This is a genomic window from Streptomyces sp. NPDC002324, from assembly GCF_053593335.1.
The window spans coordinates 38809-63970 of the sequence record NZ_JBSFCF010000051.1; the positions used below are offsets into that span (position 1 = coordinate 38809).

Here is a 25162-nt window from a genome sequence, read left to right on the forward strand (position 1 = left end):
GGGGCTCCAGAGAGGTCAGATGGACAGGCCGCCGTCGACGGGCAGCACGGCACCGGTGATGTAGCCGGCCTTCTCAGAGGCGAGGAAGGCGACAGCCGCGCACATCTCGCTCGGGTCGCCGAAGCGGCCCATCGGGATGCCGGCAGTCAGCTCGGCGCGCTTCTCGGCGGGGACGGAAGAGACCATGCGGGTCTCCGCGTTGGGGGAGATGGCGTTCACGGTGACGCCGAAGCGGGCGAGTTCTTTGGCGGCGGTGCGGGTGAAGCCGATGATCCCGGCTTTGGCGGTGGCGTAATTGGACTGGCCGATGTTGCCGTGCAGCCCGGAGTAGGAGGTGACGTTGACGACCCGGCCATAGCCTTGGGCGCGGAAGTGGGGGACGCACGCGCGGGTGAAGCGGAAGGTGCCGCCCGCGTGGACGGCCAGGACGTCGTCCCAGTCGTCGTCGGTGAGCTTCCACAGGACGCCGTCGCGCAGGATCCCGGCGTTGTTGATCAGGATGTCGACGCGGCCGGTCTCGGTCAGCGCGGTGGCGACGACACGCTCCGCGTCGGAGCGGGAGGTGACGTCCGCGGCCACCCGGAGGGCATCCAACTCCTTCGCCACCGCGAGGAGTTCGTCCGCGTCTCGGTCGACCAGGACTACGTCCGCGCCTGAAGTGCGCAGGTGTCGACCGAGTTCGAGGCCGATGCCCCGGGCTGCGCCGGTGATGATCACGGTGCGGCCGGTGAAGTCGAAGCTGAGGTTGCCCATCGGGCGCTCCGATCCGGATAGTGGTGTCCGTGTCCAAGGGCCTTACAGGCCGAGGTCGCGGCCGATGAGTTCCTTCATGATTTCGTTCGAGCCGGCCCAGATCTTGGTGACACGGGCGTCCTGCCAGGCTCGGGCGACCCGGTATTCGTTCATGTAGCCGTACCCGCCGTGCAGTTGGACGCAGGCGTCGAGGACCTCGTTCTGCACCTGAGCGGTCCACCACTTGGCCTTGGCCGCGTCCACCGCCGAGAGCCGGCCGGTGACGTGGGCCGCGACGCACTGGTCGACGAAGGCCTGGGTCACCTCGATCTGGGTGACCATCTCGGCCAGCCGGAACTTGTTGTACTGGAAGGAGCCGACGGACTGGCCGAAGGCCTTCCGCTCCTTCACATACTCCAGCGTCTCGTCCAGGATCTGCGCGGCGTGGGCCAGGTTGAGCACGGCGGCACCGATCCGTTCCTGCGGGAGCCGCTCCATCATGTGGATGAAGCCGCGGTCGACTTCGCCGATGACGTTGGCGCCCGGGACGCGCACGTCGTGGAAGAACAGCTCGGCGGTGTCGGCTTCGTGCTGACCGACCTTGTCCAGCTTGCGCCCGCGCTCGAAACCGGGCATGTCCGTCTCCACGGCGAACAGCGTGATGCCCTTGGCGCCCTTCTCCGGGCTGGTGCGAGCGGCGACGACCACGAGGTCGGCGCCGAAGCCGTTGGTGATGAAGGTCTTGGAGCCGTTGAGGGTCCAGGTCGCGCCGTCGCGTACGGCCGTGGCCCGCAGGGCCGCAAGATCGGAACCTGCCGAGGGCTCGGTCATACCGATCGCGGTGACCAGCTCGCCCGCGCAGAACCGCGGCAGCCAGCGCTCACGCTGCTCTTCGGTGGTCAGCTCGACCAGGTAAGGGGCGACGACCTCGCAGTGGATGGTGAACGAGGAGGCGAACGCCACCGACAGCCTGGCGAATTCCTCGTGCAGAACAGCGGTGAAGCGATAGTCGCCCGCCTCGCTGCCGCCGTACTGCTCCGGTATCAGCAGCCCGAGCAGTCCTTGCCGCCCAGCGGCCTTCCACACGGCGCGGTCGATCGCTCGCTGCTGGATGAACTCCTCCTGGCGCGGCCGCAGCTCGCGCTCCACGAATGCCCGGACGGAGGTCCGGAATGCCTCGTGGTCGGCATCGAAGACAGTACGGCGCACAGGAGCTCCTCGTCGCTCGCCGGAAATAGGAAGCAGGGAGTGGGAAGCAGGAAGTGGGAAGTAAGCGAGTGCATAGTAGCTATGCGAGTGCTTAGTTTTCTTAGGCGGGTTGATTCCGTCAACCCCGTCTGCGAGGTAGGCGGACATGACGTACGCCACGGGGCTCCTCCACCGCGCGCGGTGGAGTCCGCCGGCGGTTCCCCCATCAACTCCCCACACATCAACCGTGTTGACGGGTCCGGTCGAGCGGGGTGATGGGCGGCCATGCCCGCAGGCAGGCGCGGATCGGTGGCGTGCTCGCTCCGCAGTGCCGCCGAACGCCTGTATGCGATTGCCTCGGTCGCCGAATTCATGCGCCGTCTGGCGCGGACGTACCACGGCGAGGCGCAATCGTCCTAGGTGTACCTGTTTCGGGTCGCTACCTTGCTGACGTAATCCCTGTTCTGCCGGAGCTTGAGAGCCGCTCGCCCGGACAGAACCCACCGCCAGATCTCCGAGAAGAGCACTCAGATGCCCGAAGCCGTGATTGTGTCCTACGCCCGCTCGCCGATCGGTCGGGCGTTCAAGGGGTCGCTGAAGGAGATGCGCAGCGACGATCTCGCCACCCAGGTGATCGCTGCGACGCTCGCCAAGGTCCCGGAACTCGACCCCGGCGAGATCGGAGACCTGATCCTCGGCTGCGGTCTGCCCGGTGGCGAACAGGGCTTCAACCTGGCGCGCAACGTCGCGGTCCAACTGGGCTACGACAACCTGCCGGGCACCACGGTGACCCGCTACTGCTCATCGTCGCTGCAGACGACGCGGATGGCCTTCCACGCGATCAAGGCAGGAGAAGGTTCGGCCTACATCTCGGCGGGCACAGAGGCCGTGTCCCGGTTTGTCAACGGCAGCTCGGACTCCTGGCCGGACACCCAGAATCCCGGGTTCGGCGCCGCTCAGACACGCTCGGCCACCAGGCAGGCGAGCCACGAAACTTGGACCGACCCCCGCGAGACGGGACTGGTGCCCGACGTCTACATCAGCATGGGTGAAACCGCGGAGAACGTCGCCTCCCTCACGGGCATCGGTCGCGAAGAGCAGGACCGGTGGGCGGTTCGTTCGCAGCACCGAGCCGAGGAGGCCATCGCGCGCGGCCACTTCCGCAAGGAGATCACCCCGATCACCCTGCCCGACGGCTCGATCGTGACCGCGGACGACTGTCCGCGGCCCGGGACGACGCTCGATGCGGTCTCCGCGCTCAAGCCGGTCTTCCGCGAGAAGGGCTCCGTCACCGCCGGCAACTCGTGCCCGCTCAACGACGGAGCGGCGGCCCTCGTCATCATGTCCGATCTCCGGGCGCGGGAACTCGGCCTGCAGCCGCTGGCCCGCATCATCTCCACCGGCGTGACCGCTCTCTCACCGGAGATCATGGGCCTGGGACCCATCGAGGCCACCCGTCAGGCACTCGACCACGCGGGCCTGACCATGAGCGACGTCGATCTCGTCGAGATCAACGAAGCATTCGCCGTGCAGGTGCTCGGCTCTGCACAGGTGCTGCAGATCGACGAGGACAAACTCAACGTCTCGGGCGGGGCCATCGCGTTGGGCCACCCCTATGGGATGACCGGAGCGCGGATCACCGGATCGCTCATCAACAACCTTCAGGCCCATGACAAGCAGATCGGCCTGGAGACGATGTGCGTCGGCGGCGGGCAGGGCATGGCCATGCTGATCGAGCGGCTCGCCTAGGGGTAGCCCGTCGGTCCCGGCACGCGCCCGTCCGCCCGGCGGGCATTGGACAAGCAGCAGCGTGCGACGCCGTAACACCAGGGCAGCACGCTGTCGGGGTCGGTCACGGGGCTGTTCCCGAGCCCGGGCACGTCCTCGAGGCGCGCCAGCGCATTGAAGCGGGCTTCTCGGGCCCGGGCACGTTCCAGCTCCAGCATGGATTCCACACCGTTCCTAGGGACTGAGCGGGAGTGAGTCCTGTCGCCAGGTCTCATGCTCGGCCGAACGCCCCGGACGGTGTTGGGCGTTCTGGTTGCCCGCGTTCGTTCCGCGTCCGGGCGGCACGGATCGTGTCCGTGGTCCGGGGATGCGGGGGCGGGTTCCCTCACGCCCAGGAACACGCCGATCGGCCTGGACGGTCCGATGCCCCGCACGATCACTCCGGTCGTGTGGGGGCGGTGCCGTCCGTCGCCGGATGGAATGTCCCTGGGCGCGCCTTCCGATCGCCACGGCAGCAGCGTCATGGCGAGTGGTCTTACAGGTTGTGGTGGTGAGGGGTTTCTGCCAGTGCTGGGCACCCCATCGGCTGGTGTAGGCCGGGTCGACGGCGATGACGGCGATACCGCTCTGGTCGGCCATCGAGGCCAGCCGGGCGCGGAGCTTGCCGGTGGGCATACCCGAGATCAACTGGCGGAAGCGTTTCCTGCGGCCGTGTTTCTCCCGGGTCTTCTCCGCGGTGAAGTCCAGGTCCTCCACCGCGATCGCCTTGACGCCGCAGGTGCGAGCCCAGTGCAGGAGGCGGGTCAGGGCGTGGCGGATCTGGGCGTCGCGGTGGTGGGCGGTGCCGGTGAGGTCGTAGATGAAGCGGCGCGGGGCGCCGGTGGGGTTGCCATGCACGTCCAGGCGCCAGGCGGCCAGGTGGTCGGCGTTCATGTCCACGCCGACCACGCCGTGGGCGAGGGCCGCCTCGATGGGGAGGGTGGGGGTGGGCGGGAGCTGCCAGGACGCGGTCAGATACCAGCGCTCCCGGCCCGTATCCAGGTGGATGCGGTAGGCGATCGCCCGGTCGGCTTCGACACGGTCCGCCCACTCGCCACCCCGGTGCGCGAACACGACCCGGCAGGCCAGGACGTAGCGTCCGTGCGGGGCGTTCGCCAGATACGCGAGCGGGGCCGGGAGTTTGATGCTCGCCTCGCCGTCCGGGCTGACACGGATCGTCTCGTTGCCGTACCGCTTGCCGGACTCACCGTCCGCCTGGCAGAACCAGCGCTCCGCCTCCCAGCCCCGGCGCCACGCAGGCTCGGTCAGCCGGGCCGCCTCCAGATGATGCCGGGCACGGGCCAGCCGCTTGCCGCCCCGCACGACATGCACGAGTCCGGCCTCGCGGTCGGCCCGCACGGAAGCCAGCCGCTCCTCCAGTACGCGCAGCCGCCTCGACTTCGCATGCCACTCCCGCTGTGACCGGTAACCCCCCGGAGCGTGCTTGGTCCCCTTCTGCCCGACCGGCAACGACAGCCGGTCCTCGATGGTGCGGACGCCCGCTTCCAGGTTCTGCAGGTGCGCAGACTGGCAGCGCCGGGCCAGCGCCCACTGGTCATGCGTGGCCTTGGTGATACTGCCCGCCCACCGCGACGACGACAGCGCAGTCAGCCCACGCTTACGCACCGCCCACATCTCACCGGAATGCTCCAGGCCGTCCCGGCAGCGCGCCTTGAGATCCTTCGAGGCCAACGACCCCAGATGTCCGCCGACCAGACGCAGCACCTTTTCATCGTCCGGCGTCAGCTGCTGGAGACGGGTCCGTACAGCCACACCAGACGGCCCCGACGCGACGAACGGCGCCGCGATGCTCCTCAGCTCACCCACCCCGCCACCCCCGTCCGATACCACCCGACGATCCGTCGCCCTGGGAAACGAGCACCACCCGCGAAGGTCACGCATTCGATGAGAGAACGCCAGTTCCCGGCTTCAACCAACCCCACGGCCCGACGTGCGCAACACGACCCACAAACCAGCAGCACTCACCCCCACTCACCAGAACGCTCTTGAATACACTCCAGCGCCAACAGCTCCACACCCCCACCTGTCCGGCCGGGGCCTGTTCCTTTCATCGCCACGGGCACTGTACTTACCCGGCCCAAGGGAGGTCCGAGGCGACGGCCGCTTCCCGACCGTCCCGGCCTGCGAGGTCCGGCAGGGCAGGTCGGCCACGCCCCTTCGCGCGCGTCCTCCCAGAGTTCGAAGCCGCTGCGGCAGAGATCCTCTGCAACGGCGCCCAGTGGGCGCGGGCCTGGCCAGGGGCTGGGTGAGGATGACCGTCGGCCTCATCGCGGCCCCACTCGTCGGCTTCGGGGGTGACGGGCGGCCGCCAGGGGTCGCACCGCATCCCCGCCCGGACGAAGCCGAGAAGACCGCCGTCCCGGCGTAGCGGAACCGTACTCATGGGACCGCTGGGCCCGTGGGGGCACGAGATCACCCCGACAAAGACACTGTAAACCGATCGGTTTTCATTTTCTCCCCATCGGGTTAGCCTCGCGGTATGACCACCGAAGTGAAGCCAAGCACCAGAGAGCGACTACTGGAGGCGGCGGCCACGCTCACCTACCGAGAAGGTGTCGGCATCGGCGTCGAGGCACTGTGCAAGGCGGCGGGGGTGTCGAAGCGCTCCATGTACCAGCTGTTCGAGAGCAAGGACCAACTGCTGGCAGCGAGCCTGGAGCAGCGCGCCACCGCCTTCGCGGCCGGGCTCCTGCCGGCGGCGGACGAGAACCGTTCACCCCGCGAGCGGATCCTGTACGTCTTCGACCAGCTGGAGGAGCAGGCGGGTACGCCCGACTTCCGAGGCTGTCGGTACCTGGCCGCCCAGATCGAGCTCAAAGACCAGAGCCACCCTGCGAGCCAAGTGGCCCACCAGGTCAAGGAAAGCCTTTCCGCCTTCTTCCGCGCCGAGGCCGAACGGGGTGGTGCAAGCCATCCCGGCCTGCTGGCCCGGCAGCTCAGCCTGGTCTTCGACGGCGCCAGTGCCCGCGCGGGGATCGGAGCCGACAAGCTGACCGGGCTCGCCACACCCACGGTGACCACCCTGCTCGATGTGGCAGGCATGCGCTGACGCACCCTCGCGCCGACGGCTCCCCGCACCCGATTCCCCCCATCGGAGGGGAGCCCGATGGCCGTAGAGGTGTTGAGGAGCATGCCGCGCGCCAGGAAGGCCGTCGCCTCCTCGACATCAACACACGGAGGGTCGCGGTTCCTCAGGGGCCTCGGCCGGCCGGCCCGGACCACCGGGCCGCATCACCCTTGGCCTCGGCGGCCGGCCACGCGGCGCAGCCCCAGACCTACGGCTGGAGCATTCAGAGGCGCCGGAGTAGTCCTTGGGTGCGAAAATCGGCGACCGCCGCGCGAATGACACTCTCGCGCCCCTCCTGTGCACCGACCCTGTCGCTGCGGACGGCAACCTCGGTCTTGCGCTCGTAAACCGATCGGTTTACGATGATGGAAACCGATCGGTTTCTCCGTGAAGCCAAGAGTTGGTCCGTGGTCACGCCCCCTTCGGGCGGGCCCTGTCCGAATCACCCGCCCGCCGCAGTTCACACTTAGGGGAGCCAGCGAGATGCCCAGCTCAGAGTCACGTCCCACGATTACCGTCCCGGGGACCACCAGCCACACCATCGCCCCGCGCACGGGACACGAAGGTCACGAGGGAACGCTGCGCTACCTCAGAGCGGGCACCGGCGCTCCGCTGGTCCTGCTGCACACCGTGCGCACCCAGGCCGAGCACTTCCGCTCCCTCATCCCGATGATCTCGGACCAGTACACCGTGTACGCCCTCGACCTGCCGGGGATGGGCTACTCCGAGATCGTGCCCGGCGCGTCGTACGACGAGCCGGCCATGCGCGCGGGCGTCGAGCGGCTGCTGACCGAACTCGACCTGAATGACGTGACGCTGGTCGGGGAGTCCATGGGAGCGGTGCTCGCCCTGACCGCCGCGACCGACCTGCCCGAGCGGGTCCGGCGCGTCGTCGCGGTGAACACCTACGACTTCCCCGGCGGGATCGCCCGCTCCAGTCTCCTCGCCCGTGGAGTGGTCAGCGGTGTCCTCACTCCGGGAGTGGGCCCGGTGGTCGCCGGGGTGCAGCCCAAGCCCGTCGTCCGCAAAATCCTCCAGGGCGGACTGGTCGACAAGAGCGCGCTGCGGGAGGACTACCTCGACGAACTCCTCCAGGTGGGCAGCCGCCCCGGCTACTCGACCGTCGCCCGGGCCGTGTACCAGAACATGCCCAGCCTCATCGCCGCCCGCTCGCGCTATGCCGAGGTCAAGGCACCCGTCCACCTCGTCTACGGGGAGAACGACTGGTCCCGGCCCTCCGACCGGGAAGCCAACAAGAAACTGCTGCCGGCCGCCGACTTCACGCAGGTGCCGGGAGCGGGCCACTTCATCGCCCTGGAACGGCCCGACCTGCTGGCCGACCTGCTGAACGCGGTGGCCTGACCGCTCCGAGAGCGCCGTGGTCACCCCCGTTCGGGTGTAGTGCGGGACGGGGACCACGTTCGACCATGTGCCTGACAGGTCGTGGGATGCAAAGGAGCAGCGCGTGGCGGAGATACGGATCGAGTTCGATGTTCCGGCGGAGATGCGTGACGGCACGGTGCTGCGCGCGGATGTCTACCGGCCCGGGGGTACGGGGCCGTGGCCGGTGCTGCTGAGCCGACTGCCGTACGGCAAGCAGATGGCCCTGGCGATCGCCCTCCTCGATCCCCTGGCGGCGGCTCGGCGTGGCTTCATGGTGGTCCTCCAGGACACCCGCGGCCGGTTCGCCTCCGAGGGTGAGTGGGAGCCGTGGACGTACGAGGAGAGCGACGGGTACGACACCGTACGGTGGGCTGCCGCCCTTCCCGGAGCAAACGGCTCCGTCGGCATGATCGGCGCCAGCTACTTCGGCAACACGCAGTGGATGGCGGCGCTGTCCAAGCCGCCGGAGCTGAAGGCGATCGCGCCGATGGTCACCTGGTCCGACCCGGACGACGGGCTGTGGACGCGTGGCGGTGCGATCGAGCTCGGCATCACCGCGCCCTGGACCCTCATGATGGGCGCCGACGCGCTGATGCGCCGGCACGGCGCCGACCCCGCCGCGCTCGTGGGCGGCATCGGCGGACTCGTAAAGGATCTTGACGGCCTGGCCGACGGCGGCTACGGCGAACTGCCCGCAGGGCGGTTTCCCGCGTTCGCCCGGCACGACCTTCCCGAGCTGGGCTACGAGCGTTCCCGGCGCGAGCCCGACTGGGCGCGCTCGGCCCGGGTCGCGGGCCGGCACGACGAGGTCGACCTGCCCACCTTCCAGGTCGGCGGCTGGTACGACATCTTCACCCAGGGCACACTCGACAACTTCACCGCCATGCGCCGGGCCGGCCGGTCCGCCACGCTGATCATGGGTCCGTGGAGTCACGCCAACCAGCAGCACGTCATCGGCGACGTCAACTTCGGGTTCGGCGCGAACTCCGCCTTCATGGGCATGCGCGGACCCCTGAACGGCCTCCAGCTCGACTGGTTCCAGCGCACGATCGGCGACGGCGAGGCTCTGGAGCCGGACACGGGCAAGGTGCTGCTGTTCGTCATGGGCGTCAACCAGTGGCGCGAGGAGACGGAGTGGCCCCTGTCGCGGGCCGTGGACACGGACTTCCACCTGCGCGCGGACGGACGGCTGACGCAGGAGCCGCCCGCCGCGGCCGAGCAGGCCGAGGAATTCACCTACGATCCGGCGGATCCCGTGCCCACCACCGGCGGCGCGCTGCTGATGACCGACGAGTTCCGTCCCGGGCCCCTCGACCAGAGGGACGTGGAGGCACGCGAGGACGTCCTGGTCTTCACCACCGAACCCCTCGCCGAGGACGTCGAGGTGACCGGCCGCGTCAAGGCCGTGCTCTTCGCCGCCACGGACGGGCCCTCGACCGACTGGGTGGCACGGCTGTGTGACGTCGACGAGAACGGCGTCTCCCGCAATGTGGCCGACGGCATCGTGCGGGTGCGCGCGGCGACACCGGGCGAGCCGGCCGAGCACGTCGTGGACCTGTGGTCGACCAGCATCGTCTTCCGTGCCGGTCACCGGATACGGGTGCAGATCACCTCCAGCAGCTTCCCGCGCTGGGACCGCAACCTCAACACGGGCGAACCCGCGGAGAGCGCGACCACGGCCCGAGTGGCCCGCCAGCAGATCTTCCACGACCCCGACCGGCCCTCCCGCATCGTCCTGCCGGTGATCCCGAGCTGACCGAAGCGGCGCAGGAGCCGGCCGAGCGGGTGCGTCACTGAACGAGAACGAGGGACCGCGGCCGCGGTTGCTTCGACGAGAAAGCGGCAGGCGTCCCACCGCCGGGGCAGTGGTTTCCCGGCGGGCGCCTGCCCGTCGACGGTCTCCGCGGTAGGGCCCGAACCGTAGTACCCCGTCGAACCGACCCATGGAGCCGATCAGTCGACCGGAGAACGCGGCCCCGTCCGGTGGCTCGTGCTCAACCGCCCTCAGCGGCGCAACGCCCTCGATGTCTCCCTGACAGAAACCCTGGACAACACACGGCCGGCCCGAACCCATCGACCGCCGTACCGCAGGGTCACGCCGTCGCCGACGGCCTCGAACTCGCGCCGGCCTGCGGCGCCGCGGTCATCGGCGACGGCCACCTCGACCGGCGCCCGCTACCGGTCGGCGGGTCGGGCGTCCGGCTACCCGAGGCGGTCGGATTCCGACCCGGATCGGCGACGCACGATCACCTTCGTCCGCCCCGCCCCGCACCGCCCGGGGCGGGGCGGGGCGGGCTACGAGGGAGCCAGGACCGGCACTGCGGGGACGGAGCCCGATGTCAGGAGCGGTCCTGTCGGCCACACACCTTTCTGTAAGGAGCGTCGGATACGTGCGTGTTCCATTCCGCTCTCGTGAGGTCGATGTTGCCCGCGCGGGCGCAGATCTGGGCCACGGCCCGGCTCGGGTCGACCGTGTGGCGGCGGAGGGGGACGTAGATGCCGGCAACGAGGAGAGTGGCGTTGTCCGGGCTGAAGGCGAGGGAGGTGATCGGCTCGCCGGGGGTGGGGAGGGGGCCGAGCGGCTGTCGGGTGGTGGTGTCCCAGAGCTGGATGGTGCCGGCGTCGCCGCCGACGGCGAGGGTGTGGCCGTCGGGGCTGAGGGCGAGGGCGCTGACCGCTTCGGGGGTGTCGCCGAGCGGGGCCGGGAAGACGTTGCGCAGGACGCCCGCACGGCGGCGCAGGTCGCCGTCCCACAGGGCGACGCGGCCGGTCCGGTCGCCCGCCGCCAGGCGGCTGCCGTCGGGGCTGAACGCCAGCGCGCCGATGCGGTCGCCCTGGACCAGGTCCAGGGCGACGATGCTGTCGCCGGTCTTGCGGGCCACCCGGTTGTCGCCGACGACGATGTCGCTGCGGGGGCTGAGCACGATCCGCGCGCCGACCCTGCCGGAGCCGGTGAGCAGCTCCGTCCGTCGGCGGGTGGTGGTGTCCCACATCTCGTTCACGGGTTCGCCGCCGGGCGGGGTGCGGGTGGTGACGAGAATGCGGCCGTCGGAGGTCAGAGCGAGCGCGGTCACCTCCGTGCCGGACTGGGTCGACCCCACGTCCAGTGTGCTCTGCGAACGGTCGCGGGTCAGGTCCCGGACGGTGAACCGCTGTGACACGGCCCGTCCGCCGGGCGCGGTGACGCCGTAGACCAACCGGCTGCCGTCGGGGCTGAACGCCATCCGGGGGGCGGTGTCCGCGGGCGCGAGCGGTGTCCCGTCCCGTCCGCCGCCACGGGCGAGCGGCGAGGGTGGGCGTGGGAGCGTGCCGAGGAGCCGGCCGTTGTCGGTGGCGCGCAGTTCGAACACGTAGCCGTCGGTCGCGCGTCGGGCGGTGGCGAATCGACGGCCGTCGGGGCTGAGCAGTACGCCGTCCATGGGGTGGTCGCGCCAGGCGGCGGTGACCGTGGCCGTCAGGTCGAGGGTGTGGACGGTGCCGCCCTCCAGGTAGCGCAGCACCGGCAGGACGGGGTCCCAGGCGAGGCCGCCGTGCGGGTGCTGGTTGTCGAGGGCGTGCCGCAGGACGGGGGCGGCCGGGGCGGACAGCCGCCAGACCCGGATCTCGTCGGTGGAGCCCGTCGTCGCCAGGAACTGTCCGTCCCGGCTGAAGGAGGCGTACCGCACTCCCGGGTCACGGACATCGGCGACCCGGAGGCCGGTACGGACGTCCCACACCCGCACCCGGTCCTTCGCGACGACGGCGAACCGTCCCTCGGCCCCGAACACCACCGCCGTGTCGGCATCGCAGACCCCTTGGTCCCGTTCCCACTCGCCGTGCGGCGCCCGCCCTCCGCCGATCTCCCGCACCTGCGGCGCCTTCCCTGTCCGGCAGACCGCCACCAGCCGGTCGTCACCGCTCGGCGCCACGTTCGCAGGAGTCGCCCCGCGCGTCTCGAACAACACGGCGCCATCGGCCACGGCCCGCACACGTACGACGTCCGCGCCGGAGTCGGAGCCCGCACCCGAGCCGCCGTCGCCCCCAACGGGTTCGCCCACCACGACACTGCGCCCACTCGACCCGAAGGCGATACCCTCCCGCCCCTGTGTCAGCGGCGCACCGCCCGTCCACCGGCCCGCCCTCCTGTCCCACAGCCGTACGCGCTCGTCCCCGCTCGCGCCCGAGACCGCAAGGACACGGGCGTCGGGGCCCACGGCCAGGACCTCGCCCTCGGGGAGGCGGCCGGAGCCGGTGCTGCGGCGGGTGCCGAGGTTCCAGGTCTGCCAGGCGCGGTCGTCGACGCTGAGCAGGGTGCGGCCGGAGTCGGCGAGGACGCGCTGGGAGCGGTCCCCGGAGGCAGGGTCGCTGAACGAGTCCAGTTCGGGCTGGGTGAGGGAACCGAGGAGGGCGCGGCGGGTCTCCGGGAGCGGGGCGATGCGCCAGGCGGCGACGCTGAGGAGGAGGGCGGCGCGGGGGTCGGTGGCGCGCAGGCCGTCGGCGACGGCGGCGATCCGCCGAGCGGAGTACTCCGTGCGCTGCCGCTGATTGTGGTCGTGCTGCCGCCAGGCGGCCAGGCCGGTGACCAGCGCCACCGCAAGGACGGCCGAGAGGGCGCCGACGAGTTGGCGGGACCGCCGGGTGGAGCGGGCGGCGGCCCGCCTCTCCGCCTCTCGGGCTTCGCACGCGGCGGTGAGGAAGGACCGTTCCGCCGCCCCCAGGGCGGGGTCGTCGTCGTGGCCGGGAAACATCTCCTCGGCACGGGCCAGACGGGTGCCCCGATAGAGGGTGCCGGGGTCACGGTCGTGCTCCAGCCAGGCGCGGACGGCTTCGGTGAGCTGCCGGTGATGGCGCAGTCGTTCGCGGTCCTGCTCGACCCAGCCGCGCAGCCGGGGCCAGCAGGTGATCAGTACCTCGTGGGCGAACCGGACTCCCTCGTCGTCGACGGTCAGCAGGCGGGCCCGGGCCAGCCGCTCCACCACGACCGGCACCTCGGAGTGCGTGCACTCCCGGAATTCGGCCCAGGTGAACGGGCGCCCGGTGTCGGCGGTGCCCCTCCCCGGCTCGACCAGCCGCAGCAGCAGCAGCCGGGCGACGGCGGCCTGGGATGCGGACAGTTGCCCGTACACCTCCTCGGCGGTCGCCGCGATCGTGCCCTTGAGTCCGCCGGCCGCCTCGTACGCGGCGGTCGTCAGCATGCGGCCCTTGCGCCGCCGCCAGGTCTCCAGCAGGGCGTGCGAGAGCATCGGCAGCGCGCCGGGACGGTCGAGCACCTCTTCGACGATCGTCGTGGCCAGCGACCGCTCCACCAGGACGCCGGCCGCCAGCGCGGGTTTCACCACCGCGTCCCGCAGTTCGTCCGCGGTCATCGGGCCTACCGCCAGCCCGGCGCGGCGCAGCGCGTCCGCCAGCTCCGGGTGGTGGACGCAGCGCCGGTGGAAGTCGGAGCGTACGGCGATGACCACCCGTAGCCGGGACGCGGGGTCCCGGGCGGTGAGCAGCAGGTCGATGAAGCGGGCCCGCTCCGCCTCGTCCCGGCACAGGGTGAAGACCTCCTCGAACTGGTCCACCACCACCCAGCTCTCCGGCGCGCCCTTCGCCGGTGTCAGCAGATGCCCGTACATCTCGGCCGGCCGGGCTCCGGGCGTGAAGACGCGCACCGCACCCTCGCTTCCCGCCATCTGCTTCCTGAGACGCGGGAGGAACCCGGCCCGCAGCAGCGAGGACTTGCCACTACCGGAGGCTCCCAGCACCGCCGCGAACCGGTGCACGGACACGAGCCGGCAGAGCTCGGTCAGGGGCCGGTCACGGCCGAAGAACAGCTCGTGGTCGTCCGGTTCGAACCGGGCGAGGCCCCGGTACGGCGCCGGCTCGTCCCCTTCGTCGGGGGCGAGAGCGGCAGCGACCGCCGCCTCGGCCTCCTTCCACCGCGTCTCCCACTCGCCGGGGTCGCCCCCGCAGGCACGCGCATATCCCTTGACCACGGCCTGCGACGGCAGCCGCTCCCCGGCGGCCGCCTGTGACAGCGTCGTCGCGGAGAACCCCGCCTCCCGAGCCATGGCCCGGTACGACGGACAACCGGCCGTCCTGCGTAACTTGCGTAACGCATGGGCGAGTTGCTGCACAGGGCCAGCGGCCGGATCAACGGGTCTCTCGGGACGTCCCATAGGTCCACCCATCCACACTGAACATCAGACGGAAACGATCTTCACTGCGCACCCATCAAAATAGCTTGTACTTTCAAGTATCGGCACTCTGGCCGCACGGAGTGTGGTGTTGATGACAACCGCGGGACACGCCGCCGAACAACCGACCACCACTCACCCGGATTGATTGCCCTGGTGGGATCAGGTGTGGATCAACTCTCCGCTTGCCAGCGTCTGTTGCGCCGAGCCGGATCACCGGCACACCCGCGTAGCGAGTGGAGAAACCGCTGATGCCCCACGCAGTCATGAGCCGCGGCAAGAACCGCGGCACGTCCCTACTCGGCCGTTTCGGCCGTGCCGCAGTCGTCGCGGTCAGCGCCGCCGCGCTGATCATCGGTATGTCGAGCAGTGCCCACGCCGGCGTACTGACTCCCCTGCCCGAGAGCACCACCACGTTCCAGAGGACGTTCCAGCCGGTCTTCGACTACGACTCGGACGGCTGTCTCCCGGTCGCCGCCATCGACATCAACGGCAACCTCAACGGCGGTCTCGACGACAGTGGAGCCGTCACCGGCCAGTGCCGCTCGGGCCACCTCGGCAACGCCAACACGTACTCGCGGGCCAAGTGCAACAACGGCTGGTGCGCGATCATCTACACCCTTTATTTCGAGAAGGACATGAGCTGCCGCGACTGCACGGCAACGTCGCACCGCCATGACTGGGAGTCGGCGGTGATCTGGGTGCAGCAGGGCTCGGGCACGCCCTCGTACGCGTCCGTCTCCCATCACGGTGACTACACGACCACGCAGTTCAGCGCGGTCCCGAGGGACGGGGTCCGCCTCAAGGTCGTCTACCACAAGGACGGCGCGCTCACCCACGTCTTCCGCTTCGCCGGGTCGGGCGAGGTGGCGGAGGCATGGGGTGACGGCGGCTGGGACTTCCCGCGCCTGGTGACCTGGACCAGGTTCCCGGCCGGCAACAACGGCGTGGACCTCCAGGCCCGCATGCAGAACGCCACGTGGGGCGACGCGAACTTCCCGCTGAAGGACGGCCGCTTCAACGACGAGCTCAGCAGGGCCAAGAAGCAGGCCGCCGCCGGCATCCCCTTCGACCCGTACGGCGCCGGCTGACGGCACACGGACGGCCCGCCGGGTTCCTCCGCACCCGGCGGGCCGTTCGTGCGTACCCCCTCGCACCGTTCCGACCATGTCGTGGCGGGGCACGAGCGTCCCGGCCGGCCCGACTCCCCGGGCATCCTCGCCGAGACCCGCGCCTACATCGATGACTTCGACGAGGGTCATCGTCGCCTCAGCCGTCGTAGTCAACGGCCGGCATCTCGGAGACCGGGTAGGACTGACAGGTCAGGACGTAGCCGGCGTCGCGCGTTCAGATGGGCGTCGACCAGGTCACCAACCTGGTCGACGACGCAGAAGCCGGCAAGCTGGACGGCATCGCACAGCCTCGGCCTCACCGCCGACCGCCGTGCAGGGTCGGGGGCCGGCACGGTGGCGGAGCAGGTTCGCTCCGTTTCCAGCCCCGCCGCATCGAACCGGGCGGGCTACGGCCGAGTGCGCGGCATCAGCATCACGTCACGATCACGTAGACCTTGCGCACGGTTTCAATGGTCTTCCAGACACCGACGAAGCCCGGCTTCATGACAAAGCTGTCGCCGGCCTTGTAGACCGCCGGTTCGCCGCACTCCGGCGTGAGTTCGACGATGCCGGAGAGGATGTGGCAGAACTCGAAGGTCTCGCCCTTGATCGAGCGCGTCTCGCCGGGCGTCGCTTCCCAGACGCCCGTACGGATCATCTCCCCGCGGGCGAGGTCCTGGGCCCAGGTCTTGAAGGCGGGGTTGCCGGAGATCAGGCGTTCCGGGAGCGGGGCGGACTCGTGCGGAGCGGAGGAGGGGTTGGTGTCGATGGTCTTCAGAAGGGACATGCCTTTTCCTTTCTTGAGCTTGAGAGGTTGGTAGCCGCGGCACCGGTCACGGCTCACCACCCCGACGAAACCGCCTGTTGCCCGCCGGGCCGGTACGCCGGGCATGTCAGGTCAGGGCCCGACTCCGGCGGCCTGCCACGACATCGGGCCGCAGCAGGTCGGCGAGGGTCTCGGCCGGCAACAGGCCCTTCTCCAGGACGAGTTCGGCGACGCCCCGGCCGCTGGTGAGGGCCTCTTTGGCGATGTCGGTGGCCGCGGTGTAGCCGATGTGCGGGTTGAGGGCGGTGACCAGGCCGATGGAGTTCTCCACGCTCGCGCGCAGCGCCTCGGTGTTGGCGGTGATGCCGTCCACGCAGCGTTCGGCGAGGGTGAGACAGGCGGCGCGCAGGTGGGTGAGGGACTCCGACAGAGAGTGCAGGATGATCGGTTCGAAGGCGTTGAGCTGGAGCTGTCCGGCCTCGGCGGCCATGGTGATGGTGACGTCGTTGCCGATGACCTCGAAGGCGACCTGGTTGACGACCTCGGGGATCACCGGGTTGACCTTGCCGGGCATGATCGACGAACCGGCCTGCACCGGTGGCAGGTTGATCTCGCCGAGGCCCGCGCGCGGCCCGGAGGACAGCAGGCGCAGGTCGTTGCAGGTCTTGGAGAGCTTGACGGCGACCCGCTTGAGCACGCCGGACACCTGCACGAACGCGCCGCAGTCCTGGGTGGCCTCGACCAGGTTCGCGGCCGTGACCAGCGGCAGTCCGGTGATCTCGGAGAGGTGGCGCCGCGCCGACTCGGCGTATCCGGCGGGGGCGTTGAGCCCGGTGCCGATCGCCGTGGCGCCCAGGTTGATCTCATGGATCAGCTCGACAGCCTCGGCAAGACGGTGGCGGTCCTCGTCGATCATGACGGCGTAGGCGGAGAACTCCTGGCCGAGCGTCATCGGCACCGCGTCCTGCAACTGTGTACGGCCCATCTTGAGGACCTCGCGGAACTCGACGGCCTTGCCGGCGAAGGAGTCCTGGAGGACGGCCATCGCCTTGAGCAGTCCGTGGACCGCGAAGACCGTCGCGACCTTGACGGCGGTCGGGTATACGTCGTTGGTGGACTGGCCGAGGTTGACGTCCTCGTTGGGGTGCACGTACTGGTACTGGCCCTTTTCGTGGCCCAGCAGCTCCAGCGCCCTGTTGGCGACGACCTCGTTGACGTTCATGTTCGTCGAGGTGCCGGCGCCGCCCTGGATGACGTCCACGACGAACTGGTCATGGAGCTTGCCCTCGCGGATCTCCCGGCAGGCCTCGACGATCGCGGCGGCCTTCCTCGGCTCCAGCAGGCCGAGCTCCTCGTTGGCGAGGGCGGCGGCCTCCTTGACCGCGGCGAGCGCGTCGATGAGGTGCGGGTAGGCGGAGATGGTCATGCCCGAGATGGGGAAGTTCTCCGTGGCGCGCAACGTGTGAACACCCCAGTAGGCGTCTACGGGAACGTCCCGGTCGCCAAGCAGATCGTGTTCACTGCGGGTGATGGCGGTCATTCCGGAGCGGGCCCTTCCTCGATGCGGTTCAGGCGTGGACGTGAGGGGGTGCGGCAACAGGCCGCGAGGCCGGAAAGCCGCGGGGACGTCCCAGGACCCTTGCTGGGGAAGTCCCCGCGGTTTCGACGCCGTCGGCATCGGCATCGGCATCGGCTCAGAGCAGCTTGTCCTTGGCCTTGTAGTAGGCGCCGCCGAAGGGCAGGAACCAGGGGGTGCCGTTGTAGAGGGGGACGGGCACCTTCGGGAAGCCGAAGCCGCGCAGGGGGTTGGCGTCCGGCTTGCCGTCCATCATCTCGGCCACGGCCCGGCCCATGTAGGTGGCCATCTGGACGCCGTGGCCGCAGTAACCCATGGAGTAGTACAGGCCGTTGACATCGCCCGCGTGCGGAACGCGGTCCCAGGAGAAGCCGACCATGCCGCCCCAGACGTAGTCGATCCGCACCCCGGCCAGCTGCGGGAAGATCTCCGTCATCTCCCGCTTGAGGATGTCGCCGCTCTTGACGTCGGAGGCCGGGTTGGAAGGGGCGAAGCGGGCCCGGCCGCCGAAGGCGAGGCGGTTGTCCGGGGTGAGGCGGACGTAGTGACCGACGTTCTTGTGGGCGACCAGGAGGCGGCCGTTGGGGATCAGCTCCTTCGCGCGTGCCTCCCCCAGCGGCTCGGTGACGATGATGAAGCTGCCGACGTTGATCAGCCGCTTGCGGAACCACGGCATCGACTTGTCGGTGTAGGCGTCCGTCGCCGCCATGACCTGCTTGGCGCGGATGGTGCCGTTCATGGTTTCCACCAGGAAGCCGCCGCCGGACAGGCGGGTGAGGCCGGTGGCGGCGTTGCGCTCGTGGATCTCGGCGCCGGCGCGCTCGGCGGCGCCTGCCAGGCCACCGACGAACTTGCCCACGTGCAGGCCCGCGCTGAGCGGGTCGAGCAGGGCACCGTGGTAGTAGTCCGTGCCGAGCTCGGCGCGCAGTTCGCTCTTGCTCAGGACGACCGTCTCGTGGCCGAAGTTGTCGGCCAGGTCGCGCTGCTTGGCCCGCAGGCCGTCGAAGTGCCCGGGCTTGCAGACCGCGCCGAGGCGCCCGGAGCGGTTGAAGTCGCAGTCGATGTTCTCGGTGCGGGTGAGCTCCTCGACGACGTCGACCGCCTCGCGGAAGGCGTCGTACAGCTCACGGGCCCGCTCCTGCCCGTAGCGCTTGCGCGCCTCGGCGGGGCTGATGGTGATGCCCTGGGTGCACATGCTGCCGTTGCGCCCGGAGGCGCCCGAGCCCACCTTGTCCTTCTCGACCAGGACGACCCGGGCGCCCTTACGGGCGGCGTGATAGGCGGTGGACAGGCCGGTGAGACCGCCGCCGATCACCACCACGTCCGCCTCGTCGGGCAGGTCCTTGCCGGAACGGTCGGGGAAGGCGGGGGCTGTGTCCAGCCAGTAGGGGATCTGCTTCATGGCGTGCGTCCTCTGTGTTCTCGGTCTGGTTCGCCGGTTGGCCGTCGGTCAGCAGCCGAGCAGCTTCGGCAGGCCCGACAGGTCGGGCAGCTCGTCGTACGGCTGGTAGTCGGCGCTGCCGGGGCGGCCGTAACGGTTGATCCACACGCGACGCTTCAGGCCGAGGTCGCGGGTCGGTATGTGGTCGTACTCCCAGCCCTGGGCGGTGTGGATGACCTGGGACGGCTCGACGCCCATGGTCCGGAAGGCGTGCTTGAAGGTCTGGCGGTCCGGCTTGTAGGCGCCCGCCTGCTGGGCGGTGATGACGTAGTCGAACTCGACGCCGATGTTCTCGACGTTCCGCGCGATCAGGTTGTCGTCGGTGTTGGAGATGATGGCGATCTCGTACCTGGTCTTCAGCGCGCGCAGGGCCTCCGGCACCTCCGGGAAGGGACCGAAGGTGGGGACCGCGTCCACCAGGGCCTCGCCGTCGGAGTCGCGGTACTCCAGGCCGTGCAGGCGCATGGCGTTGCGCAGGCTGGAGGGCAGGGCCTCGTGGTAGGGGCGGTAGGCCTCCAGGACTGCCTGGAAGCGCATGACGCGGAAGTCGTCGAGGAACTCGTCGACGTCCAGGTTGTCCAGGTCCAGCCGGCCGGAGTCGGAAAGGATCTTCAGGGTGGTGGGGCCGAGCTGGAAGTCGATCAGGGTTCCATAGGCGTCGAAGGTGACGATCTCTCGCATGGTGTTCAGCCTCGATCTCGCGGGTTTACGGATTTTCCGGGGGTGAGGGTGGGGACTTCAGACGACGCGTTCGCCGGGGGTGACGATCGCGTCGAGTGCGGCCAGGTCGGCCGGGTCGGGGGTCCAGTCGGCCGCCGCCGCGTTGGCGGTGACCTGTCCGGGGGTCATGGCGCCGCAGATGACGGAGCCGACGGCGGGGAGCGCGGCCAGTGCTCCCACGGCGACCTGGAGGAGGGTGAGTCCTCGTTCGGCGCCGTACGCCGTGAGCGCCTCGGCCTTGTCGAGGGCCGCGTCGGTGAGCCAGCCCTGCCGCCAGGACAGCCGGCTGCCGGGCGGGGGCTCCTCTCCCCGCCGGTACTTTCCGCTGAGCAGGCCGTTGGCCAGCGGGTAGTACGGCAGGAGGCCGACGCCGTGGCGCAGGCAGGCGGGGATCAGGTCCTGCTCCACACTGCGGTCGAGCAGGTGGTAGCGGGCCTGGGTGGACACGAAGGCATCGGTGAGCTGCTCGGCCGGCAGGTTGGAGCAGCCGATGTGGCCGATCTTGCCCTCGTCGACCAGTTCACGGAGCGCGGCGACGGTCTCCTCCAGCGGGGTGACGCCGTCCGGCTCGTGGTACTGGTACAGATCGATCCGTTCGGTGCCCAGGCGGCGCAGCGACGCCTCGACGGCGTACCGGATGTAGGGGCGGGCTCCCCGCCGGCCGTAGAGGTCGGCCTCCTGACCCATCTCCATGCCGAACTTGGTGGCCAGGACGACCTCGTCGCGGTGCCCCTTGAGGGCGGCACCGAGGAGCCGTTCGCCGTCGCCGCGCCCGCTGTCGCTCTCGCCGAACCCGCCGTACATGTCGGCGGTGTCGAACAGGGTGATGCCCGCGTCGATGGCCGCGTGGACGACCGCCTTCGTGCCGTCCTCGTCCAGACGGGAGCCGAAGTTGTTGCCGCCGACACCGACCACGGAGACGGTCGGGCCGCGCTCGCCCAGCGTGCGATATCTCATGGCCGCCTCCCGAAGCCGATGCAGACGTTCTTGGTCTGCGTGTAGCTGTCGAGGGCCGCGAGGCCCTTCTCCCGCCCCCAGCCGCTGTGCTTGTAGCCGCCGAACGGGAGCTCGACCCCGGTGCCTACGCCGGTGGCGTTGACGTAGACCTGGCCGGCCCGGATGCCCTCGGCCAGACGCATCGCCTTGTCGATGTCGCGGGTCCACACGTAGGAAGCAAGCCCGTACGGGCTGTCGTTGGCGATGTCCAGGGCCTCGTCGGCGTCGTCGAACTCGATGACGGTGATGACGGGGCCGAAGATCTCCTCGCGGGCGCACCGGGCGTCGTTGCTCAGGCCGGTGAGCACGGTCGGCTCTACGAAGTAGCCGTCGGCCAGGGCCGGGTCGGACGGCGCACCGCCGCCGGCCCGTGCCACGGCGCCCTCCTCGCGGGCCAGGTCCAGGTAGCCCAGCACCCGGTCTCGCTGCCGGGCGGCGACCAGCGGGCCGACGTCCGGGTCGCTGAGCCCCGGGCCGACACGCAGTGCGGCGGCGTGGGCGACGAGCTTGTCGAGGAACTCCTCGGCGCCGCGCTGGAGCAGCAGCCGGGTGCCGGCCGAGCAGGTCTGGCCGGCGTTGCCGAAGGCCGAGGCCGCGACGGCGCCGAGGGCCAGGTCGAAGTCGGCGTCGGCGAAGACGACGACCGGGGACTTGCCGCCCAGTTCCGTGACGGAGGGCACCACGTTGGCGGCGGCGGCCTGGGCGACCTTGATGCCGGTCGGCACCGAGCCGGTGAAGGTGACCTGGTTGATGTCCGGGTGTCCGGCGAGGGCCGCGCCGGTCTCGCCGTCACCGGGGACGACGTTGAGGACGCCCGGCGGGAGACCGCACTCCAGGGCGATCCTGCCGATCTCCAGCGGGGTGAGCGGCGCCTCGGGCGACGGCTTGAGCACCACCGTGCAACCGGCTGCCAGTGCGGGGGCGGAACCCCTCGCGGTGTTCTGCAGCGGGTAGTTGAACGGGATGATCTGGCCGGAGACACCGATCGGCTCACGCACGGTGTAGTCGATCAGGCCGGGCCCGAGGGGGATCGTGGTGCCGCCGAGCTTGTCGGCGACGCCCGCGTAGAACTCGAAGTACCGGGCGGCGGCCTCGACATCGGCCTTGGCCTGGCGGAGCGGCTTGCCGACGTCCTGGCTCTCCAGGCGGGCCAGCCGTTCGCCCTGGTAGCGGATGGCCTCGGCGATCCGGTAGAGGATGCGGCCCCGGTCGGCGGCGCGCATCCCGGCCCATTCGGGAGAGGTGAGGGCCGAGCGGGCCGCCGCCACCGCCTGGTCCACGTCCGCCTTGCCGGCCAGCGCCACCTGGGCGATGGCCGCACCGTCGGACGGGTCGAGGACCGTGAAGAAGCGTCCGTCGGCGGCGGGCACCTGCTTGCCGTCGATCAGCAGCTCGGTCAACCGCAGTTCGCCGGTCATGGCCGGATCTCTCCCTGCACCTCGCCGAAGATGACGACCTCGTCGCCGGGGCGGACGGTACGGATCCGGCGGACCCAGAGCACGATGCCGTCCTGCGGGGCGAGGACCTCCTCCAGGGTGTTGCCGTAGTGGTCGACGATGTGGGCGATCAGGTCGCCTTCCTTGCAGGTGTCCCCCGGCTCGGCGTGGCCGACGAAGAAGCCGCCGGCGTCGGAGCGGGCGAAAGTGCCGGAGACCGTGGTGTAGGTGTCCCGCAACTCCGCCGCACCGTCGATCATGCCGAGTTGCCGGAGGATGTTGCGGATGGAGTGCATGTGCAGGGTGACGTTCTCCTCGCGGTAGGTGCCACCGCCGACCTCGATGGTGATGGCGGGCTTGCCCGCCGCGAGGGTGGGATGGCGCACCGTGCCGCCCCACTTGCCGCCCTTCCAGACCAGCTCGTGGCCGGCCGCGAGGGCCATGTCCGTCGCCAGTTCCTCGTAGCCGCCCTGAAGGATGACCAGCGGGGCGATCTCACCGAACGTGCCGCCGGTGTGCAGGTCGACCAGGGCGTCGATGGCCGGGACGACCTGCTCGACGAAGGTGGCGGCCAGGCGCAGCGAGTACGAGCCGTCCGCGTCACCGGGGAAGATGCGGTTGAGGTTGAGGTGGTCCAGGCCGCTGGTGCGGGCCGCCGCCTCGAAGGCCGGGGTGTTCATGCAGGGGATGGCGACGAGCGTGCCGCGCAGGGTGGCCGGGTCGATCTCGGCGACCACGCGGCGGACGGCTTCCTGGCCGTCGTACTCGTCGCCGTGCACGCCGGCGTCCACACACAGGACCGGGCCGTCGTGGGCGCCGTTGACGACGATCAGTGGGATGCCGAGTTCGACACCGTAGCTGCTGGTGCCGACCGGGATGAGGCCTTGGGCGCGCTCGCCGGGGGCGACGGTCAGCGGACCGATGGAGTACATGTCGTTCCTTTCCGAAACATGGATCAGATGCGGGCGGACGCCTCGGCGAGGGTCTCCGCGAGGATGTCGGCGATACGGTCGAGAAGGGCCCGGTCGCTGATCAGCGGGGGCGCGATCTGGACCAGTGGCGCGGACCGGTTGTAGACGCGGGCGAGGAGGCCGGCCTCGCGCAGCCGGCGCGGGATCAGGTCGGCGATCAGGTCGGCGCGGGCGGTGTCGCCGAAGCCGCCGTCCTCTTGGTCGCCGACGAGTTCGCAGGCGTAGAAGAACCCGGCTCCCCGGACGTCGCCGACGATTCTCAGGTCCGCGAGGGATGCCATGCGGCCCGCCAGGTGGCCTTGGAGGTCACGGACGTTCTCCAGGATCCGGTCCCGCTCCATGATCTCCAGGTTGCGCAGGGCGATGGCCGCGCTCAGCGGGTGCCCGGCGAAGGTGTAGCCGTGGTTGAGGACCGTGCCGGGCCGGTTGATGACCTCGACGACACCCTGGCTGACCAGAGTCGCCCCCAGGGGGGCGTAACCGGCGGTGATGCCCTTGGCGACGGTGACCATGTCCGGGCGGGCGCCGTAGCGGTCCCCGCCGAACCACTCCCCGAGCCGGCCGAAGGCCGTGATCACCTCGTCGGCGACGAGCAGGAGTCCGTACCGGTCGGCCAGCGCCCGCAGACCCTGCCAGTAACCCTGGGGCGGGGTGATGCAGCCGCCCCGGTTCTGCACCGGCTCGGCGATCAGCATGGCGACGGTCTCCGGCCCCTCGGCCAGGATCGCGTCCTCCAGCTCGGCGAGCAGCCGGGCCGTGTACAGGCCGTCGTCCGCGTATTCCGGTGCGAGGCCGAAGCGGTTGGTGTTGGCCACGAACCGGGTGTCGATCGCCGGCGGGCCGTACGGCTCCGTCAGGCCGGGGTCGTCGGTGAGGGAGAGGGCGCCGATGGTCAGTCCGTGGTAGGCGCCGCGCCGGGCGATGGCCTTGGTGCGGCCCGGTTCGCCGCGCAGAGCGTGGTAGCGGCGGGCGATCTTCCAGGCGGTCTCGACGGCTTCGGCGCCGCCGCTGGAGAAGAAGGTGTGCTCGATGTCGACGGGGGCGATCCGCGACAGGCGCTCGGCGAGTTCGATCGCCGTGGGGTGCGCGGAGCCGGACCACAGCGGGCTGTAGCACAGCTCGCGCAGCTGCTTCTCGGCCGCCTCGGCGAACTCGGGGCCGTAGGAGTAGCCGAGCTGGCAGCAGTACAGCCCCGACAGCCCGTCGATGTAGCGGTTGCCGTCCGCGTCGTCGACGTACGGGCCCTCGCCGCGGCTGACGACGAACAGTTCCTGGCCCGGCATCGCGAGCGATCCGTTGGCGGTCATGTGCAGCAGCAGGTGCCGCTGAGCGGTGGCGATCATACGGTCTCACCTCCGGGGGCGGCGACGCCCACCGTGTTCTCGACCGAGAGCAGCGATTCCTGCCGTCCGGTGCCGATCCAGCGGACCAGGGCGACGAGGCCGAGGGCGAGGACGGCGAAGGCGATGAGGATGGCGCTGACTGCGGTCACGCTGGGGTCGATCTCGAAAGTGAGCGAGTTGTAGACCTGCACGGGCAGGGTGACGGTGTCGACGGAGGAGAGGAACTGGGAGATGTAGAACTCGTCGAAGCTGGTGATGAAGGAGAAGATCGCTGCCGCGATCATTCCGGGGGCGGCGAGGGGGAAGGTGATCTTCCGGGCGATGGTGAGGCGGCCGGCGCCCATGCTGGCGGCGGCGTCCTCCAGGCGTTCGTCGATCCCGCGCAGAGTCGCGACGAGGATGAGGACCGCGATGGGTGAGGCGAGCACGGTGTGGCCGAGGGCGATGGCGATGGGGCTGCCGAGCATCGCGGCCGGTTCGAA

At 70.2% G+C, this 25162-nt stretch carries 18 protein-coding genes; 5 read left to right on the plus strand and 13 right to left on the minus strand.

The window, feature by feature from the left end; genetic code table 11:
- Nucleotides 1-15 precede the first annotated feature (15 nt).
- Nucleotides 16-753 carry an SDR family oxidoreductase gene (locus ACWCRJ_RS39780; RefSeq protein ID WP_450943865.1) on the minus strand — a complete coding sequence of 246 codons (738 nt, stop codon included), beginning with the start codon at nucleotides 751-753 and terminating at the stop codon, nucleotides 16-18.
- Between the two features lie 42 nt (nucleotides 754-795).
- Nucleotides 796-1941 carry an acyl-CoA dehydrogenase family protein gene (locus ACWCRJ_RS39785; RefSeq protein ID WP_450943866.1) on the minus strand — a complete coding sequence of 382 codons (1146 nt, stop codon included), beginning with the start codon at nucleotides 1939-1941 and terminating at the stop codon, nucleotides 796-798.
- Nucleotides 1942-2451: 510 nt separating this feature from the next.
- On the opposite strand from ACWCRJ_RS39785, the gene ACWCRJ_RS39790 reads away from it, so the two are divergent.
- A complete protein-coding gene (locus ACWCRJ_RS39790) occupies nucleotides 2452-3669 on the plus strand; it encodes an acetyl-CoA C-acetyltransferase (RefSeq protein WP_450943867.1) in 1218 nt (405 codons plus the stop codon).
- A gap of 213 nt (nucleotides 3670-3882) precedes the next feature.
- Here ACWCRJ_RS39790 and ACWCRJ_RS39795 read toward each other — a convergent pair whose 3' ends face one another.
- Nucleotides 3883-5412: an IS200/IS605 family accessory protein TnpB-related protein gene (locus ACWCRJ_RS39795; protein WP_450943868.1), complete on the minus strand. Its 1530-nt coding sequence runs from the start codon at nucleotides 5410-5412 to the stop codon at nucleotides 3883-3885.
- Between the two features lie 775 nt (nucleotides 5413-6187).
- On the opposite strand from ACWCRJ_RS39795, the gene ACWCRJ_RS39800 reads away from it, so the two are divergent.
- The 3 genes from ACWCRJ_RS39800 (at nucleotide 6188) to ACWCRJ_RS39810 (ending at nucleotide 9914) form a co-directional block, all read left to right on the plus strand.
- The gene (locus ACWCRJ_RS39800) at nucleotides 6188-6757 is read left to right on the plus strand and encodes a TetR/AcrR family transcriptional regulator (RefSeq protein ID WP_450943869.1); all 570 of its coding nucleotides are present in this window, start codon (nucleotides 6188-6190) and stop codon (nucleotides 6755-6757) included.
- A 501-nt stretch (nucleotides 6758-7258) separates the two neighbouring features.
- Entirely contained in the window at nucleotides 7259-8137 is an 879-nt protein-coding gene (locus ACWCRJ_RS39805; RefSeq protein WP_450943870.1) for an alpha/beta fold hydrolase, read from the plus strand.
- A 103-nt stretch (nucleotides 8138-8240) separates the two neighbouring features.
- Entirely contained in the window at nucleotides 8241-9914 is a 1674-nt protein-coding gene (locus ACWCRJ_RS39810; protein WP_450943871.1) for a CocE/NonD family hydrolase, read from the plus strand.
- A 583-nt stretch (nucleotides 9915-10497) separates the two neighbouring features.
- Here the strand turns inward: ACWCRJ_RS39810 and ACWCRJ_RS39815 are convergent.
- Nucleotides 10498-14193, minus strand: a complete 3696-nt coding sequence (locus ACWCRJ_RS39815; protein WP_450943872.1) for a WD40 repeat domain-containing protein — start codon at nucleotides 14191-14193, stop codon at nucleotides 10498-10500.
- A gap of 377 nt (nucleotides 14194-14570) precedes the next feature.
- Here ACWCRJ_RS39815 and ACWCRJ_RS39820 point away from each other — a divergent pair, with 377 nt between their 5' ends.
- The gene (locus tag ACWCRJ_RS39820; protein WP_450943873.1) at nucleotides 14571-15410 is read left to right on the plus strand and encodes an NPP1 family protein; all 840 of its coding nucleotides are present in this window, start codon (nucleotides 14571-14573) and stop codon (nucleotides 15408-15410) included.
- Nucleotides 15411-15864: 454 nt separating this feature from the next.
- Here ACWCRJ_RS39820 and ACWCRJ_RS39825 read toward each other — a convergent pair whose 3' ends face one another.
- From ACWCRJ_RS39825 to ACWCRJ_RS39865, 9 genes are all read right to left on the minus strand, one after another.
- Nucleotides 15865-16218, minus strand: a complete 354-nt coding sequence (locus ACWCRJ_RS39825; RefSeq protein WP_450943874.1) for a cupin domain-containing protein — start codon at nucleotides 16216-16218, stop codon at nucleotides 15865-15867.
- A gap of 106 nt (nucleotides 16219-16324) precedes the next feature.
- Nucleotides 16325-17737, minus strand: coding sequence for an aspartate ammonia-lyase (gene aspA, locus ACWCRJ_RS39830; protein ID WP_450943875.1), 1413 nt, complete (start codon nucleotides 17735-17737; stop codon nucleotides 16325-16327).
- 154 nt (nucleotides 17738-17891) lie between these two features.
- Nucleotides 17892-19175, minus strand: coding sequence for an NAD(P)/FAD-dependent oxidoreductase (locus ACWCRJ_RS39835; RefSeq protein WP_450943876.1), 1284 nt, complete (start codon nucleotides 19173-19175; stop codon nucleotides 17892-17894).
- A 48-nt stretch (nucleotides 19176-19223) separates the two neighbouring features.
- Entirely contained in the window at nucleotides 19224-19895 is a 672-nt protein-coding gene (locus ACWCRJ_RS39840) for a haloacid dehalogenase type II (RefSeq protein WP_033527815.1), read from the minus strand.
- A 57-nt stretch (nucleotides 19896-19952) separates the two neighbouring features.
- Complete coding sequence (locus ACWCRJ_RS39845; RefSeq protein ID WP_450943877.1) at nucleotides 19953-20891, minus strand: aldo/keto reductase; 939 nt, start codon at nucleotides 20889-20891, stop codon at nucleotides 19953-19955.
- Complete coding sequence (locus ACWCRJ_RS39850; protein ID WP_450943878.1) at nucleotides 20888-22348, minus strand: aldehyde dehydrogenase family protein; 1461 nt, start codon at nucleotides 22346-22348, stop codon at nucleotides 20888-20890. The genes ACWCRJ_RS39845 and ACWCRJ_RS39850 overlap by 4 nt, the downstream gene beginning before the upstream one ends.
- A complete protein-coding gene (locus ACWCRJ_RS39855; protein ID WP_086746569.1) occupies nucleotides 22345-23298 on the minus strand; it encodes a succinylglutamate desuccinylase/aspartoacylase family protein in 954 nt (317 codons plus the stop codon). The genes ACWCRJ_RS39850 and ACWCRJ_RS39855 overlap by 4 nt, the downstream gene beginning before the upstream one ends.
- A 23-nt stretch (nucleotides 23299-23321) precedes the next feature.
- Nucleotides 23322-24680: an aminotransferase class III-fold pyridoxal phosphate-dependent enzyme gene (locus tag ACWCRJ_RS39860; RefSeq protein ID WP_450943879.1), complete on the minus strand. Its 1359-nt coding sequence runs from the start codon at nucleotides 24678-24680 to the stop codon at nucleotides 23322-23324.
- Nucleotides 24677-25162: ABC transporter permease (locus tag ACWCRJ_RS39865; RefSeq protein ID WP_450943880.1), on the minus strand; the 486-nt coding region annotated here is incomplete at its 5' end. The genes ACWCRJ_RS39860 and ACWCRJ_RS39865, both read right to left, overlap by 4 nt.